General features: G+C 62.5%; 15 protein-coding genes. 5 read left to right on the forward strand and 10 right to left on the reverse strand.

Annotation, left to right across the window (positions count from 1 at the left end; all coding sequences use genetic code 11):
* Window positions 1-61: 61 nt before the first annotated feature.
* The 7 genes from ACCAA_RS16465 to ACCAA_RS16495 form a co-directional block, all read right to left on the reverse strand.
* Window positions 62-814: a glycine-rich domain-containing protein gene (locus ACCAA_RS16465; RefSeq protein WP_186408343.1), complete on the reverse strand. Its 753-nt coding sequence runs from the start codon at window positions 812-814 to the stop codon at window positions 62-64.
* 78 nt (window positions 815-892) lie between these two features.
* Window positions 893-1,963: an ABC transporter ATP-binding protein gene (locus tag ACCAA_RS16470; RefSeq protein ID WP_186408344.1), complete on the reverse strand. Its 1,071-nt coding sequence runs from the start codon at window positions 1,961-1,963 to the stop codon at window positions 893-895.
* A gap of 7 nt (window positions 1,964-1,970) precedes the next feature.
* Window positions 1,971-3,656, reverse strand: a complete 1,686-nt coding sequence (locus tag ACCAA_RS16475; protein WP_186408345.1) for an ABC transporter permease — start codon at window positions 3,654-3,656, stop codon at window positions 1,971-1,973.
* Window positions 3,649-4,746, reverse strand: coding sequence for an ABC transporter ATP-binding protein (locus ACCAA_RS16480; RefSeq protein ID WP_186408346.1), 1,098 nt, complete (start codon window positions 4,744-4,746; stop codon window positions 3,649-3,651). The genes ACCAA_RS16475 and ACCAA_RS16480 overlap by 8 nt, the downstream gene beginning before the upstream one ends.
* A gap of 14 nt (window positions 4,747-4,760) precedes the next feature.
* Window positions 4,761-5,759 carry an ABC transporter substrate-binding protein gene (locus tag ACCAA_RS16485; protein ID WP_186408347.1) on the reverse strand — a complete coding sequence of 333 codons (999 nt, stop codon included), beginning with the start codon at window positions 5,757-5,759 and terminating at the stop codon, window positions 4,761-4,763.
* A gap of 72 nt (window positions 5,760-5,831) precedes the next feature.
* Window positions 5,832-7,262, reverse strand: coding sequence for a sensor histidine kinase (locus ACCAA_RS16490; protein ID WP_186408348.1), 1,431 nt, complete (start codon window positions 7,260-7,262; stop codon window positions 5,832-5,834).
* A 40-nt stretch (window positions 7,263-7,302) separates the two neighbouring features.
* Window positions 7,303-7,968 carry a response regulator gene (locus ACCAA_RS16495; protein WP_186408349.1) on the reverse strand — a complete coding sequence of 222 codons (666 nt, stop codon included), beginning with the start codon at window positions 7,966-7,968 and terminating at the stop codon, window positions 7,303-7,305.
* A 193-nt stretch (window positions 7,969-8,161) separates the two neighbouring features.
* Between ACCAA_RS16495 and ACCAA_RS16500 the strand changes: the two genes are divergently transcribed.
* Together ACCAA_RS16500 and ACCAA_RS16505 are read left to right on the forward strand one after the other, a co-directional pair.
* Window positions 8,162-8,989: a crotonase/enoyl-CoA hydratase family protein gene (locus ACCAA_RS16500; protein WP_186408350.1), complete on the forward strand. Its 828-nt coding sequence runs from the start codon at window positions 8,162-8,164 to the stop codon at window positions 8,987-8,989.
* Between the two features lie 19 nt (window positions 8,990-9,008).
* Window positions 9,009-9,947, forward strand: a complete 939-nt coding sequence (locus ACCAA_RS16505; RefSeq protein ID WP_186408351.1) for an AEC family transporter — start codon at window positions 9,009-9,011, stop codon at window positions 9,945-9,947.
* 71 nt (window positions 9,948-10,018) lie between these two features.
* Here the strand turns inward: ACCAA_RS16505 and folE are convergent, their stop codons facing one another.
* Window positions 10,019-10,663: a GTP cyclohydrolase I FolE gene (gene folE / locus ACCAA_RS16510; RefSeq protein ID WP_186408352.1), complete on the reverse strand. Its 645-nt coding sequence runs from the start codon at window positions 10,661-10,663 to the stop codon at window positions 10,019-10,021.
* A gap of 224 nt (window positions 10,664-10,887) precedes the next feature.
* On the opposite strand from folE, the gene ACCAA_RS16515 reads away from it, so the two are divergent.
* Window positions 10,888-12,135: a nitronate monooxygenase gene (locus ACCAA_RS16515; RefSeq protein WP_186408353.1), complete on the forward strand. Its 1,248-nt coding sequence runs from the start codon at window positions 10,888-10,890 to the stop codon at window positions 12,133-12,135.
* A 47-nt stretch (window positions 12,136-12,182) separates the two neighbouring features.
* Window positions 12,183-13,028, forward strand: coding sequence for a 23S rRNA (adenine(2030)-N(6))-methyltransferase RlmJ (locus ACCAA_RS16520; protein ID WP_186408354.1), 846 nt, complete (start codon window positions 12,183-12,185; stop codon window positions 13,026-13,028).
* A 35-nt stretch (window positions 13,029-13,063) separates the two neighbouring features.
* Here ACCAA_RS16520 and ACCAA_RS16525 read toward each other — a convergent pair whose 3' ends face one another.
* Window positions 13,064-13,435 carry an antibiotic biosynthesis monooxygenase family protein gene (locus tag ACCAA_RS16525; RefSeq protein WP_186408355.1) on the reverse strand — a complete coding sequence of 124 codons (372 nt, stop codon included), beginning with the start codon at window positions 13,433-13,435 and terminating at the stop codon, window positions 13,064-13,066.
* Entirely contained in the window at window positions 13,410-14,405 is a 996-nt protein-coding gene (locus ACCAA_RS16530) for an integron integrase (RefSeq protein WP_245754625.1), read from the reverse strand. Before ACCAA_RS16530 ends, ACCAA_RS16525 begins: the two co-directional genes overlap by 26 nt.
* A gap of 136 nt (window positions 14,406-14,541) precedes the next feature.
* On the opposite strand from ACCAA_RS16530, the gene ACCAA_RS16535 reads away from it, so the two are divergent.
* Complete coding sequence (locus tag ACCAA_RS16535) at window positions 14,542-15,195, forward strand: HNH endonuclease (RefSeq protein WP_186408356.1); 654 nt, start codon at window positions 14,542-14,544, stop codon at window positions 15,193-15,195.
* Window positions 15,196-15,201 lie beyond the last annotated feature (6 nt).

The raw sequence follows: 15,201 nt of genomic DNA on the forward strand, positions 1-15,201 counted from the left end.
CCGCTACCGGCTGCCGCCTGATTGAGGGGCGGTGCCGGCGAGCGGGGGGCTAAACGATTACTCAGCCACAGTCGCAGCCGCCGCAGCCCCCATCGCCCCCATCGTCGCTACCGTCGCTACCGTCGCTACCGTCGGAGTCGCCTCCCAATGAGGAACTGAGCCAGACCACAATAACGAAAATGAAGGCGATGACCATGAAGGGGAACCGCCAAGTCCTTTCCGGGGCGATGGACGAGAGCGCGGCTGCTGTTCCTGTTGCCAAGGCGCCGGCGAGCAGGCCACCTATCACTACCAACCAGCGCCGGTTTGGCAGACGCGGGCGTGGCACGATTAGGTGGCGACGCAGGTCGACCCGCCTCATCCGCGCCGGGTTGGCGAAGCGCTCTCGATTTGCAGGCCAGAAGTCGAGCGGTGGTGGACCAAACCAGCGTTCGTAGGAGGCCAGGGTGCGGGCGTACTGCTCGCAGTAACGCCGCCGCTCGGCCTGCCCACCCCGGGTCGGCCCATGGTGCAGGGCGATGCCGAGCACTTGTGGGCAAAACTGCTGCCAGTAATCGCGCGTATGGATGAGGTGCAGGTGCCAAACCTCGTCGACCTCCGGGCTCGGCGTCAAGGGTCCGTCGGCGATACCACAGAGGAAGCAGAAGCCGCGGTACTCATGGATCGCGCCGCGCGCTCGCTCGATGGTCCAACCCTGCTCACGCGCCAGGCGGCGAGTCAGATCGAGACCGTCTTCCGGGTTCTCGAAGGAATAGGCGGACACCCGCCGCCAAAGGGCTATCGCCTGAACGGACCAGTCAGTAAATTCAGCCATTGTCGCTCCTGTCGTTGTGGTGTCCGCAGCGGCCGTGTCCTGCGTGGCGTGACCTGCCGCTGTGAGGACCCCATTCTGCTATTCACCCGCGTCGGACATCGGATACCAATTCGAGTCGGCGAATGTCACATCGCAGTTTTCGCCGACGTGCGGGCCGGTTTCGTGCCGCAACTTCTGCACGCGTAGTGCCTGAGTGCCGATGGCGATTTGATAATCGACGATCTCGCCAAGGAAGGCGCGGCGGCGCGCGACGCCGCGCAGGCCACCTTCGGAAACGAAATCCACATCGGCCGGCCGCACCGCCAGCACGGCTTCACCGGTGCCGACGAGTCCCGCCGGGGCGTCTCCCGCGACAGCAAGCGGCATCGGCACATCGCCAACCCGGATACCGCCGCCAGCGAAGCTCGCGCGCAGAAAGCTCGATAGCCCGATGAAGCCGAACACGAAGCGATTGGCCGGACGGTAATAGACCTCCCTCGGGCTACCGACCTGTTGCACCACGCCGTTTTTCATGACCAGTATGCGATCCGACAAGGCCATCGCCTCGGACTGGTCGTGCGTGACGTAGAGCATGGAAAACCCCAGCCGACGCTGGATATCCTTGATCTCGAAGCGCATCTCCTCGCGAAAATGCGGATCGAGACTGGAGAGCGGCTCGTCAAGCAGCATCACCGCCGGCTGTATGGCCAGCGCACGCGCCAGCGCCACGCGCTGTTTGCCGCCACCGGACAGGTCGTCGGGGCGGGAGGCGGCGACAGCGAGAAGATCGGTGTGCGCCAGCGCCGCACGCACGCGGCGCTCGATTTCGGCGGCAGGCAGCTTCCTGACGCGCAAGGGGAAGGCGACGTTTTCATGAACGGACAGGTGTGGCCAGACGGCAAACGCCTGAAAGACCATGCCGAAGTCGCGTTGTTCCGGTGGTAGATAGTAGTTGCGTTCTTTTGACGAGAGTAACTTGTCGCCGGCCTCGATTTCGCCTTCGTCGATATCCTCGAAGCCGGCTACCATGCGCAAAGTCGTGGTCTTGCCGCAGCCCGACGGACCCAGCAAGGCGACACACTCGCCACGCGCGACTTCGAGGTCAAGGCCGGAGACGGCGACCACATTGCCGAAACGCTTGCCGATCTGGCGTAGTTTGAGAGAAGACATGGGGCTCCTACTGGCTGACTTTGAAGAAGCGCTTGACCACCACCTCGGCGGTGACGATGATGATCAGCGCGATTCCGGCCATGGCTGCGGAGTACACCGTTTCGCCGTCCTCGTTCAAGGTATAGATCGCGACACCGATGGTGCGACTGGTCGGGCCGTAGAGCAGCACCGAAACCGTCAGTTCGCGCAAGGCGGGGAGAAAGATGAGGAAGAACGCGGCCACCATGCCGGGGCGCACGAGGGGGATGACGATATCCCGCAGTGCCTGCCACAGGGTGGCGCCAGAGGCACGCGCGGCTTCCACCAGTGAATCGTGCACCTGCTCCAGCGCCGCCGAGTTGGCCTTCAGCGAAAAGGCCATGTAGCGGGCGATATAGGCCACCAGAATGATCCACACGGTGTTGTAGATATTCACGCCGAAGCGACCGCTCCAGGCGAGGATCACGCCCAGTGCAATCACCGAGCCGGGCACCGAAAAGGGCAGCATGCCGAGGAATTCGAGCAGCCCCTTGCCGCGCACCTTCATCTTGACGATCACATAGGAGATGATGACGCCGGCGAACATGGTGATCAGGGCGGAGGCCAGTCCGAGGCTGACGCTGTTCCAGATTGCGTCGCGCGTGAGATCCCACTCGAAGAGGATGTGGCGATAGTTGTTCAGCGTCATGTTCTCCAGCGTGAAGGGCAGGCCATAGGTGTTCAAGCCGCCGACCATGAAGATGGTGACCGTGGGCAGCACGATGGTGAAGCCGATATAAGCGATGCAGAGGCAGAGCAGCGGGATGCGTAGCCCGCGCAGCTTCAATTCGGCCGGCCGGAAACTCTTGCCGGCGATGATCTGGTAGCGCCCGCGTGCGAGCACTCTGTTCTGTAGCCAGATGATCAACGCGGCAGTGATCACCAGTACCGTGGACAGCACCGTGCCGGTGCGGATGGCGGCGAAACTGCCGCCGCTTTGATGGATGCGCTCGTAGATCAAGGTGGGAATGTTGTAGATGCCGGCTTCGCTGCCCAGTACGGCGACGGTGCCGAAATGCGCCATCGAGTACAGCATGATCAGGAGCGACCCAGAAAGAATCGACGGCAACACCAGCGGAATGGTGATCTTGCGGGTAATGGTGAAGAGATCGGCGCCAGAGATGCGCGCCGCCTCTTCCAGGGTCGGATCCATGCGCTCCAGTGCGCCGCTGACCTGGATGAAGACGAAGGGGAAGAGGTACATGGTCTCGACCGCGATGATGCCGAGGTAGGAATAGATGTCGAAGATCGGCGAATCGAAGCCCAGCTGATCCATGAAGAAGCGGTTGATGTAGCCGGCGCGGGGCGAGAGCAGCATTTTCCAGGCGAGAGCGCCAATAAATGAGGGCAGCATGAATGGCACCAGAAAGAGGAGCTTCATGGTGCCCTTGTAAGGAAGGTTGGTGCGCGTTACCAACCAGGCGAAAAAGGTGCCGACGAGGGTGCCGGTGACCGTCACGCCAGAGGCGAGAATCAGCGAGTTGAGCAGCGCCTGGTAGGTATCCGGCTCGCTCAGGACATTGACCAGATCGACGACATTCAGACCACCGTCCACCCACAGCGCGTTGACAAAGATCAGCAGCACCGGCACGGCAACAAAGATGACCAGACTGCCGACCGCCAGGCCGAAGAGAATCTGCGGCGTGCCAAAACGTGACGCGGCCTTGCTAAGCATGTGCTGCTCCTCTGGCATTGCCTTCCGGCAAGATCTCGTCAAACCATTGCACGGCGTGAAAGCCAATGCGGCAGGCTTCGCCGTCGCGAAACCTCTGTCCGTCGCCCCGGGCGTGGCGGCTATCGGTCGCGGCGCGCAAAGTCACGCCACCGACCTCGATCAGATAATCGACCTGCGAACCGAGAAAACTTGCCCGGCGCACGACACCAGGCAGGCCTTCGCCGCCGCGGGAGAGAAGCACATCGTGCGGGCGAAAACCGGCCGTGATGTGATCGCCGTTCGGGTCCGGCGGCCGACCTACCCATTCGGTGATGCCGTCGGGCAAGGACCAGACTTGGGCGACTTTCCGCAGCGCAATGAAGTTCGCCACGCCGAGAAAGCGGTAGATATAGGCGTCAACAGGGTGATCGAACAACTCGCTTGGCGCGCCGATTTGCCGCAGGCGTCCTGTTTCGTCCATTACGGCCAGACGGTCGGAGATGGCCAGCGCGATTTCCTGGTCGTGCGTCACATAGATGACGGTAATACCCAGTCGCTGCTGGAGTTCGCGAATCTCGAAGCGCATTTCCTCGCGCAGATTGGCGTCGAGGTTGTTGAGCGGTTCGTCTAGCAGCAGGAACGCAGGTTTGGAAACCAGCGCGCGTGCCAACGCGACGCGCTGCTGTTGGCCGCCGGAAAGCTGCGCGGGCATGCGTTGCTCAAGTCCGGCAAGCCCCACCTGCGCGATCGCGGCCTGCGTTCGTTCCTCCCGCTCAGCAGCCGAAAATCTGGCCAGTTTCAAGGGATAGGCGACGTTGTCGCGCACCGTCATGTGCGGCCAGACCGCGTAGTCCTGAAACACCATGCCGATGCCACGTCTATCGGGAGGGACACACACGCCGGCGTCGGCGACGACCGTATCGTCGATGACGATGCGGCCAGCGTCCGGGGTTTCAAAGCCGGCCAGGAGTCGCATCAGCACCGTCTTGCCGCAACCCGAAGGCCCCAGCAGCGTGAAGCACTCGCCTGCCGCGACCCTCAGGTCGAGTTCGGCCAGCACGCTGTGGCTGCCATAGGACTTGGCGATGCCCTCGATCCGAATGGCGCTCATGATGACGCCGCCGCCTACTTCTGCATGATGGCGGTGAACTTCTTGATGGTGGCTTCCTTGTCCGCCATCAACTGCTTGTAGTCAATCCTGATGGCACGCTTCAGCGCGTCGCTCACCGGCGGCAGATGGAAGCGATCCGGCACCTTGACATCGCTGCGCACTGGCAGCGTGCCTTCGTTGGCGACGATCGTCTGGCCTTCCCTGGACAGCACGAAGTCGACAAATTTCCTCGCCGCCTCGGTATTCGGGCTGCTCTTGAAAATGGCGATCGGACTGGGAATGACCAGCATCTCCGGCGGATAGACCAGGGCCAGGGTGGCCCCTTTGTCCATTTTGTCGAGCGTGATGTAATCCACGGCCAGACTGGCGAGCAGGTCGCCGGAGGCGGTATCGTCAACCACCTGCCCCGAACCCTTGCCCATTCTGGCGCCATTGGCGCGCAAGCCCTCGATGTACGGCCAGCCGAAGGCCTTGACCAACAGCGAAATGCTCATGTAGGCGGTGCCGGACAGCGCCGGATTGGCGATGCCGTAGGCACCCTTGAACTGCGGTTTCTGGACATCGGCCCAGGTTTTCGGCGCTTCCTTGATGAGACGCGTGTTGTAGGCAATTCCCAGCGTACCCAGTCGCACCGCGGTGAAGGACCCGTCGTAATCCGGCAGTGGATTCTCCAGCGCCTTGATCTCTTTCGGCACATAGGGCTGCCATACCCCTTGCGCCTTGAGTTGATAAAAGTCCGGCACTTCGCTGGTCCATAAGATATCCGCGAGGAGTTTGCCGGACTCGCGCTCAGCGGCGATCTTGGCCATCAACTTGCCGGCGCCGGCGGACTGGTAGTCCATCTTGACTTCGGGATGCCTGGCGGCAAAAGCCTTTTTTATCTCTCCGATCAGCGATTCCTTCATCGAGGTATAGACGTAGAGCTTCTCTTCTGCCTGGACGGCGAAAGCCAGCAGACTGGCGAGCGCGAAACAGAAAAGTTGCAACAGGCGATGGATTCGATTGCTTTTCATGGCAGGTCTCCGGTTGTTGGCTGGTGGGGTACCGCAACCGTGATTGAAAACCGCCCGCCTTTCAATATCCTTTCATTCGTCCGTGGCCGGATCGGCCGAAACCGGCAGGCGCACATTGACTGATAGCCCCTGTTCCTCGGCGCCGTCGCCCAGTTCCACCATGCCGCCGTGCGCCAGGCAAATCTGGTGCACGATGGCCAGACCCAGACCCGATCCTTCCGCCCCGCTCCGGTCGAACCGGCGGTGAAAGCGCTTGAACAGTGTCGCGCGCGCGGCGGGGGCGATGCCGGGGCCCGTGTCGGTGACGGTCACCCGCGCCATTTCACCCTCGATGTCGGCGGTAATGCCAACCCGCCCGCCGTCGGGCGTGTAGCGCAGCGCGTTGTCGATCAGGTTGGAGAAGAGTTCGCGCAGCATGACTTCGTTGCCGATGACAGGTACGGCTCGGCCGGTGTCCGCATAGGTCAGGTCAATTTGCTTTTCGAGCGCCAGCACGCCCAGGTCCAGGGCGGTTTCGCGCAACAGGGCGGCGAGGTCGAGACGAACGCCGCCCTTCATCAATCCCTTCGCCGCCTCGATGCGCGATAGCGACAGCATCTGGTTGCACAGGCGCTGAGCGCTTCGCGACGCAGCGACGATGCCTTCGATGATGCGGCGCATTTCCTCAGTGTCCTTCTGGCGCAATCCGTACTGCGCCTGAGCACCGAGCAGGGTGAGTGGCGTGCGCAACTGATGGGCGACATCGGCGGCGAAGCGCCGACTGGTCTCCAGGAGATCGGCGAGTCGCGCCAGATGGCGGTTGATTGCCTCGATCAGCGGATGGACTTCCCTCGGCAGGCCGTCAGTGGCCAGAGGCGCCAGATCCTCAGCCTCGCGCCTGGCGAGAGGTTCGCTCAGACGACACAGAGAGCGCAAGGCAGCGGCAAGCCCCAGCCACGCGAGCGCCACGCTGAACGCCGCCAAGGCGAGGTGGCGAAGCAAGTCGGCATAGAACATCTGATGTGCAAGCGCGACCCGTGCTCCCGCGTCTTCCACCAACACCACCTCGAGGAGCAAGCCGGCACCGTCCGTCGCCGTCAGGTGTTTCGATCGAATGCCTATCGACGCGACGCGCACCGCCTTCCCGCGATAACGGGCGTTGGCGAAGCGGATCGTCCCGTCGGCATTCGGCTGCGGTATCGGCAAGTCGTTTTCCCCCGCGAGGCTACGCCCGTCCGGAGCGATCACCGCGAAGAACACGCACTCGTCATCCCGTCCGGCACCTTCCCTCCCGGCACCTTTCCCCAACACCTCGCGGATGGAGCGCGGTAGATCCCAGGTCGCCGTCTCTCCAGATGTCGTAAGGTGCTCGCCAAGGAACATGAGTGCCATCTGCAGTGAGCGGTCGTAAGCGAGATCGGCTGCTTCACGTGCGCCACGATAGGACGACACGGCGTTCGCCGCGAGCAGCAAGAAGAGCGGCGGCAACAGCCAGAGTGCCACTCTGCCCTTGAGGCTGGTCATGGCTTGATCGACCGAGCCTGGCCCGATTCGCGCGGGAACTTCATGGCTCGACCGATAAGGCATAGCCCAGACCGCGCAAGGTGGTGATCGCTGCCCCCGAACCTTCGAGTTTCTTGCGCAGGCGATGCACATGGATTTCGATGCTCTCGATACGTGCTTCGGAGTCGAATTCGAACACCCGGTTGAATACCGCTTCGCGCGCCACCGGACGCCCTAGCCGCGCTGCCAGGACCTCCAACAGCGCCAGTTCGCGCGGCGTGAGAAGCAGGGGCCTGCCCGCCAGCGAGACCTCGCGGGTCAGCGTATCCAGCGTCAATTTGCCAATCTTCATCTGCGGCGTCTGCCCACTGGCGCGTCGCAAGAGTGCCTTGATGCGCGCTTCGAGTTCGTCCAGTTCGAAGGGTTTGGGCAAATAGTCGTCGGCGCCCAGGTTGAGGCCGAGGACGCGATCGTCCTTGGTTCCTCGTGCCGTCAGGACCAATACCGGAGTGGTGTCGCCACGCCGGCGCAGGCGCTGCAGGACTTCGATCCCGTCCAGTTTGGGCAGCGACAGGTCGAGGATGACCAGGTCGTAGCGGTTGGTCGCCAGCGCGAGATCGGCCTGGTCACCACGATTGAGGTGCTCCACGATATAGCCCGAGTGGGTCAGCCAGTCGAGTAGCCATCGGGCCAGTTCGGAATGGTCTTCGACGAGGAGCAGGCGCATGGGAGAAAAGCTCAAATGGGATTTCGGATTATCGTACTCTGTGCGGCGTTTCGCGATGCCCCGATGTCCTGGTGGGAACGCGGGCGAGGCGAAACGGTTGCTTTGGCCGATCATGCTGAAATTCCACTAAACTGCGAACCAGACAGCGTCACCGTGCCGGTGTCGCCACTGAAAAAATTCCCCAGGAGAACCAATGAGCATCGCCATCCCACCGTTGACGACGATTGCCATCGAACTGGACGAGGGCGTTGCCGAAATCCGTCTCAATCGTCCGCAGCGCTCGAATGCGATCAACGAGGCGATGTGGCAGGAGCTGCGCACGGCCTTCAACTGGGCCGACGCGACGCCTGAAGTTCGCGTCGCCATCCTGACCGGCGCCGGCCGGAATTTCTGTGCCGGTATCGACCTGGCGATGCTCGCCGGGGTCGGGCAGTTGGTCGCGCACGCTGACCCGGCGCGCGGTCGCGAGGCCTTGCGGCGGCTGATCCTCGATCTGCAGGACTGCCTGTCGTCGGTCGAGCGTTGCCGCAAGCCGGTGCTGGCGGCGATTCAGGGCGCCTGCATAGGCGGCGCGATCGACCTGGTGACCTGCTGCGACATGCGCTACGCGGCCGCCGAGGTGCAGTTTTCGGTGCGCGAAATCGACGTCGGGATGACCGCCGACGTCGGCACGCTGCAGCGTCTGCCGCGGCTCATCCCGGATGGTGTCGCGCGCGAGCTGGCCTATACCGGCCGCAGCGTCGATGGTGCCGAGGCCAGGCTGATCGGGCTGGTCAATCAGGTCTTCGCGACGCCCGAGGCGCTGATCGAAGGGGTCCGCCGGATCGCGCAGACGATCGCTGCGAAGTCCCCGCTGGCCATTCGCGGCAGCAAGGAAATGCTCAACTACGGTCGTGACCATAGCGTGGCCGATGGCCTCAACCATGTCGCGACCTGGAACGCGGCGATGCTGATGTCGGCCGACCTCGACGAGACGATGACCGCCATGCGCGAGCAACGGCCGCCACGCTTCCTCGACTGAGCGGCGCCGGCCACCGCGGATGAATACTTTTGTCCACCACGTCGAGCTGGCCGCACCGCTGTTCGTCCTGGTGCTGGTCGGCTACGTCTTGATGCGCGGCTTCGGCTGGCCGCAGGCGATGTCCGATAATCTGTCGCGCTTCGTTTTTTCGGTCGCCCTGCCGGCGATGCTCTTTCGCATGATGAGCGATTTTTCGCAGTTACCACCGGTCGATGCGCGTCTGTTGATCGCTTTTTTCGGCGGTTGCCTGATCGTTTTCGTGATCGGCCGTCTGGTCGCCTGGCAGGTTTTCGCGCTGGACGGAGTCGGGCAGTCGGTGTTTGCGCTCGGTGGAGTGTTCTCGAACAACGTGCTGCTCGGCGTACCGCTGGCGAAGGTCGCTCTCGGCGACGCGGCGCTGCCGTCGGTGGCCCTGGTGCTGGTGTTCAACGCGCTGATCCTGTGGACGCTGCTCACCGTGTCGATCGAGTGGGCGCAGCACGGCAGCTTCTCGATGCAGGGTTTCGCCAAGACGGCGCGCGGCGTGCTGACCAATCCGATTGTCGCCGCCATCCTCTCGGGAACGCTGTTCGGGCTCGCCGGTCTGCCGCTGCCGACGCTCGTCGCGCTACCGCTGGGAATGGTCGGCCAGGCGGCGGCGCCGATGGCGCTGATTGCGCTCGGCATGGGGCTGGCCGAATACGGTGTCGGCGACGGCTGGCGGATCAGCGTCGCGATCAGTGTCCTGAAGTTGATCGTGCAGCCACTGGTCGTCTGGCTGCTGGCGCGTCTGATCGGTCTGCCGGCGATGGAAACCCGGGTCGTGGTCCTGCTCGCCTCGCTGGCCGTTGGCGTCAATGTCTATCTGATGTCGCGTCAGTTCAAGACCCTCGAAGGGCCGGTGGCGAGCAGCATGGTGCTATCGACCGCGCTGGCGGCGCTGACGACGCCGCTGGCGCTGACGCTGCTCGGCGGTTGAGCTTTCGGTTCCGGATGTTGGGTTACGGCCTGCGGCCTAACCCAACCTACGACTGGCTGATTGTTGTCGGGTCAGCCGCCGCGGCGAGCGCCGGAGATGGCGCGCAGGAACTGGTTCTTCAACTGCGCTGAGTGTTCAAACTCGCCGATGAACGATTGGGTAATCACGCGCTCGTCGCCGCGGCGGTCTTCGCCGAGCAGCAGGCACAACTGCTCGGCTTCGACGACACAGGCGGCACCGCGCGCCTTGCCGTGTTCCATCAGTGCTTCGGCGATGTCGCGCGTCATCCATTCCTGGTAGGTAAAGCGGTGGCCGATGGCGTCGACCAGCCGCGCGATGCGGCCAAAGCCGTGCAGCCGACCGCCGGGTAGATAGGCGACATGGGCGAGGCCTCGAAAAGGAACCAGGTGGTGCGGGCAGACGCCATGGACGGCAATCCCGCGGACGATCACCAGGTCGCTGCGCGGGTCGGCAAATCCCTCGCCGAGCGCCGCCGCCGGGTCGAGGTCGTAGCCACCGAGCAGGCGGCGTTGCCAGAGTTCGCGGACGCGCTGCGGCGTGCGCCCCATATGCGCGGCATCGGGTGCAATACCGCAGGCTGTGAGCAGGTCGCCGACTGCGCGCTCGAAAGCGGCCGGATCGAAAGCGCGCTGGCGTGGAATGCCGATGTCGCGGGCCGGGGAGGGTGGATCGTCGTGAGGGCAACCGTCGGACATGACTGGCTTCCAGTGAGCAGGGTCAGGGTCGACCATGATACACGTGGCGACCGGCGGCCTGGCTGGTCGTGTGGGATTTGCCGCGGCGTAGCCCCGGACGGCGATTTCCTTGCATCCGGCAAGCCATGTACGCTTGTGATGAGCGATAATGCCGCACTTGGGCGATTGCGGTAATCACCTGTCGGGCGAGCTGAGGAGGCTGGCCTGGGTCGGGAAGGACATGGATGAAGCGCGTTGATGATTTCCGTTTGCAGTTCGGCAACAAGCAACTGGTGCCGATCATGATCGGCGGCATGGGCGTCGATATTTCGACCGCCGAGCTGGCCCTCGAAGCTGCGCGGCTGGGAGGGATCGGCCATATTTCCGATGCCATGGTCAATACCGTTGCCGATCGGCGCTTCAACGCCAAGTTCGTCAAGGACAAGCTCAAGCAGTACAAATTCAACGTCGCCAATACCGACAAGTCGATGGTTCGCTTCGATCTCGGACAACTTGCCGAGGCGACCGCGATGCACGTCGGCAGGACCATGGAGGCGAAACGCGGCGAAGGTCTTATTTTCGTCAACTGCATGGAGAAGCTGACCATGAACGCGCCGCGCGAGACGCTGCGCGTGCGCATGACGGCGGCGCTCGATGCCGGAGTCGACGGCATCACGCTGGCGGCAGGGCTCCATCTCGGCTCCTTCGCGCTGATCGAGGACCATCCCCGTTTTCGGGATGCCAAGCTGGGGATCATCGTTTCCTCGCTGCGCGCGCTGCAATTGTTCCTGCGCAAGACCGCCAGGACCAATCGACTGCCCGACTATGTGGTGGTTGAAGGGCCTCTGGCCGGCGGCCACCTGGGTTTCGGCATGGATTGGGAACAATATGATCTGGCCACCATTTTCAGCGAGATTCACCGCCATCTGCAGGCTGAGCACCTCGATATTCCCCTGGTCCCGGCCGGCGGGATTTTCACCGGCAGCGACGCGGTCTCGTTTCTCGACCAGGGTGCGGCCGCCGTGCAGGTGGCGACACGGTTTACGGTGTCGCGCGAGTGCGGGCTGCCTGAGGACGTCAAGCAGCGCTATTTCGAAGCCACCGAAGAGCAGATCGAAGTCAACCAGATTTCGCCCACCGGCTACCCGATGCGCATGCTGAGCAGCAGTCCGGCGATTGGTGACGGGATTCGACCCAATTGCGAGGCCTATGGCTATCTGCTCGACAGCAATGGCAGTTGTGCCTACATTTCGGCCTACAACCGCGAGGTGGCGGCCAACCCCGGCGTCAAGCGGCTGTCGGTCAAGGACAAGACCTGTCTGTGCACACAAATGCGCAACTTCGACTGTTGGACCTGTGGTCACTATGCCTATCGCCTCAAGGATACCTCACGACGCTTGCCGGACGGCACCTGGCAGTTGCTGAACGCCGCGCACATTTTCCAGGATTACCAGTTCAGCACCGACGGCAAGATCCTGCCGCCGCCGGGCTAAGCCGCTTGCCGCCGGTTCTCGCCGCCAGCGCGACAGGGCGCTAGCCGATGCTCAGCTATCGTCATGGTTTTCACGCCGGTAACCACGCCGACGTCCTCAAACATCTGGTGCTGGTCCAGTTGACGCGCTACCTGGGGCAGAAGGACAAAGCTTTCTGGTACGTCGACACGCATGCCGGCGCCGGTCGTTACGCGCTCGATTCGGCGCAGGCGGTCAAGCTCGCCGAGCACAGGGAAGGCGTCGGCCGGCTCTGGGGGCGCAAGGTGCTGCCGCCGGCGGTGGCCGATTATCTTGATCTGGTGCGCGGCATGAATCCGGACGGCAGGTTGCAGACCTACCCCGGTTCGCCTTGCCTGGCGCTGGCGACGATGCGTGCCGACGACCGCTTGCGGCTTTATGAACTGCACAGCAGGGACGTTCTTCGCCTGCGCGAGAATTGCGCAGACGCTGGCAAACGCGTGCTCGTTGAGCACAGCGACGGTTTTGCTGCGCTGAAGGCCGTGTTGCCGCCGCCGTCGAGGCGCGCGCTGGTGTTGATCGACCCGGCGTATGAAGAAAAGCGCGATTACGAGCGGGTCGTCGTTGCTCTCAAGGACAGCCTGTTGCGTTTCCCCGGCGGCACCTACCTGCTGTGGTATCCCCAACTGACGCGGCTTGAAGCACACGACCTGCCGCCGCGTCTGAAGCGCTTGCCGGTCAAAAACTGGCTGCACGTCGCGCTGCGCATCAAGACGCCGGCCGCGGACGGTTTCGGGATGCACGGCAGCGGCCTCTTCGTGATCAACCCGCCATGGACTCTGCAGGCGACGCTACAGGAAGTGATGCCCTGGCTGGTCGACGTTCTCGGGCTCGATCAGGGTGCCGCTTTCACGCTCGAGAGCCAGCAGCCCTGAGACCGCTGGCGCGCTGCAATGGCGATGCCGCCGGGCTACGGACCGACGCATAGATTGGGCACCGTAATCCGTGTGAAGAGATGGGGTGACGCCACGGCACTCGACGGGTAGTGCGCGAGAGACTCCTTGAACTCCGGATGGGTGAACGCCGCCCGAAAATGGGCCACTGACTCCCACACGGCGTAGTTCATGAATACCGTGCTGCCGGCAATGCCTTGATGGAGCTGGGTCGAGATGTAGCCTGGCTGCTGCTTCATCCAGTTGGCGTCCGCTTCCCAGGCTTTCAGGAGGGCCGGAATGTCTTCTGCTGCGGCCTGGAAGACATTCAACAGGACGACCGGCGAGACATCGGCGCTGATCTGCTGAAAGATCGGAACGTACTCATCGAGGGGTTTGAGCTGAAGCATGCGATATCTCCTGGGTGGTTGTGCTCGGCGGCAAAAGCGAACTACATGGGCCGCCGGGCGTGCAAACAGAGCAGCGTCGTAGCGTCGTTGGGTCAGGCCGCAGGCCGTAACCCAACAACCTGCTCCAAAAGCAGCCGCTTACGCCTGTCCTGAGCAACGCCCAAGGGCTGCGCCAACCCGACCTGCGGAGCTGGAGACCCGTGCCAGTGAGCGTAACAGCCCCGCATTCTACACCAGCGCGTCGAGCGGACTCCGAACGCCACGCCCATTCACGTGCCGCATTCGGGTACTTTCGCTCCAGCGCCCAGGGCAAATACACTTCGCCGAAGCCGGCAGCAACGTCCGCCTCATGCAAAGCCTTCACTCGCAGGAGATGATCCCTGAGCGGAGTCAGCAGCTCCTCGGGTAGCATCGTCACCCGATCCTTGAACCCTTTTCCTTCGCGCACCAGAATTTCGCTGCGAGCGAAGTCCACGTCCTTCACACGCAGTCGCAGGCACTCCATGATGCGCATGCCGGTACCGTAAAGCAGCCTGAGGATCAGGCCTGGGGTTCCGTCGATTGGCGCCAGCAGGCGCTGTACTTCTTCGGGTGTCAGTACGACGGGCAGGCGTTTGCTGGCCTTCGCCGACTCGACCTCATCCAGCCACGGCAGCTCAGTCTCGAGCACCTCCTTGTAGAGAAACAGGAGGGCGCTCTTGGCCTGATTCTGTGTTGATGCAGAGACCCTGCCCTCGACCGCGAGGTGGGTGAGAAACGCTTCCACCTCGCGCGCTCCCATTTCCCGTGGATGACGCTTGCCGTGGAAAAGGACGAAACGCCGCACCCAGTCCCCGTAAGCCTGCTCCGTCCGTATGCTATAGTGCTTGAAACGGATGCGGTCGCTGAGCTGCTCAAGGAGCCGTTTCGGGGGTCGTGCGGTGCCGTTGGCATTGACGCAATTGTCGGAATTTTTAGTGAACGTGCCCATGCCATACCTCCTTGTTTCGGTTGGAAGTTTGTCGATGTCTGTATATTCATACAGTATAGTGACGCAAAGCTTTGCGTCAAGTAGGGTTGCTACATCACGTTCCACGAAACGAATCGCCACTTCACAGGAATACGGAATGCACGAAGATCTGAAAAACAAGCTGATGTCACGGGCCATTGAAGTCCTTACCGAAAACTTTGGCGCGCCATCACGAGAAACCGTCAAGGTCATAGCGTGGAATGCGCGCCATGACCTTGGTGTTGTTCTTCAGATTGACCAACCCAACCGAGAGCAAGGCGCATTTATTTGGCTTCCGTACCCTCCTGATGGACAGCCAATTCCAGAAATTGCGCTTGAGTACCCAGGCGAAGCCGGGCGCCACAGCAATACCTATCCATCGCCGGGCTTGGGGCGCGGGTTCCCCGCGCTCAAGTTACTTCTCCGAACCGAATCTGAACTAAACGACACCGTGTCATTCATCAAAGCATTCCGTGATGCAATGCCTCTTCCAGAAGTCAAAGCATATCCTGCGGAACCTCAATCTCCGGTCGCTGTTGATGTCGCGCGCATGCCGCCAGCCAAGGAACAGCCTCAACGTCGTGAAGCAATCCCAAGAGCGGTTCAGCGCGAGGTGTGGCAGCGAGACGGCGGTCGTTGCGTAGAGTGCGGCACAAAGGAAAAGCTCTGTTTCGATCACATCGTTCCTTTTTCGCGTGGCGGCAGCAACACAATAAGGAACCTACAGTTGCTCTGTGAGAGTTGCAATTCCTCGAAGGGCAATCGCATCTAACCGTGT

Source organism: Candidatus Accumulibacter aalborgensis (assembly GCF_900089955.1).
Lineage (GTDB): Bacteria > Pseudomonadota > Gammaproteobacteria > Burkholderiales > Rhodocyclaceae > Accumulibacter > Accumulibacter aalborgensis.

Coding starts and splice junctions, on each gene's coding strand:
- ACCAA_RS16465 (WP_186408343.1), bottom strand. CDS start 814: ATGGCTGAATTTACTGACTGGTCCGTTCAGGCGATAGCCCTTTGGCGG.
- ACCAA_RS16470 (WP_186408344.1), bottom strand. CDS start 1,963: ATGTCTTCTCTCAAACTACGCCAGATCGGCAAGCGTTTCGGCAATGTG.
- ACCAA_RS16475 (WP_186408345.1), bottom strand. CDS start 3,656: ATGCTTAGCAAGGCCGCGTCACGTTTTGGCACGCCGCAGATTCTCTTC.
- ACCAA_RS16480 (WP_186408346.1), bottom strand. CDS start 4,746: ATGAGCGCCATTCGGATCGAGGGCATCGCCAAGTCCTATGGCAGCCAC.
- ACCAA_RS16485 (WP_186408347.1), bottom strand. CDS start 5,759: ATGAAAAGCAATCGAATCCATCGCCTGTTGCAACTTTTCTGTTTCGCG.
- ACCAA_RS16490 (WP_186408348.1), bottom strand. CDS start 7,262: ATGACCAGCCTCAAGGGCAGAGTGGCACTCTGGCTGTTGCCGCCGCTC.
- ACCAA_RS16495 (WP_186408349.1), bottom strand. CDS start 7,968: ATGCGCCTGCTCCTCGTCGAAGACCATTCCGAACTGGCCCGATGGCTA.
- ACCAA_RS16500 (WP_186408350.1), top strand. CDS start 8,162: ATGAGCATCGCCATCCCACCGTTGACGACGATTGCCATCGAACTGGAC.
- ACCAA_RS16505 (WP_186408351.1), top strand. CDS start 9,009: ATGAATACTTTTGTCCACCACGTCGAGCTGGCCGCACCGCTGTTCGTC.
- folE (WP_186408352.1), bottom strand. CDS start 10,663: ATGTCCGACGGTTGCCCTCACGACGATCCACCCTCCCCGGCCCGCGAC.
- ACCAA_RS16515 (WP_186408353.1), top strand. CDS start 10,888: ATGAAGCGCGTTGATGATTTCCGTTTGCAGTTCGGCAACAAGCAACTG.
- ACCAA_RS16520 (WP_186408354.1), top strand. CDS start 12,183: ATGCTCAGCTATCGTCATGGTTTTCACGCCGGTAACCACGCCGACGTC.
- ACCAA_RS16525 (WP_186408355.1), bottom strand. CDS start 13,435: ATGCTTCAGCTCAAACCCCTCGATGAGTACGTTCCGATCTTTCAGCAG.
- ACCAA_RS16530 (WP_245754625.1), bottom strand. CDS start 14,405: ATGGGCACGTTCACTAAAAATTCCGACAATTGCGTCAATGCCAACGGC.
- ACCAA_RS16535 (WP_186408356.1), top strand. CDS start 14,542: ATGCACGAAGATCTGAAAAACAAGCTGATGTCACGGGCCATTGAAGTC.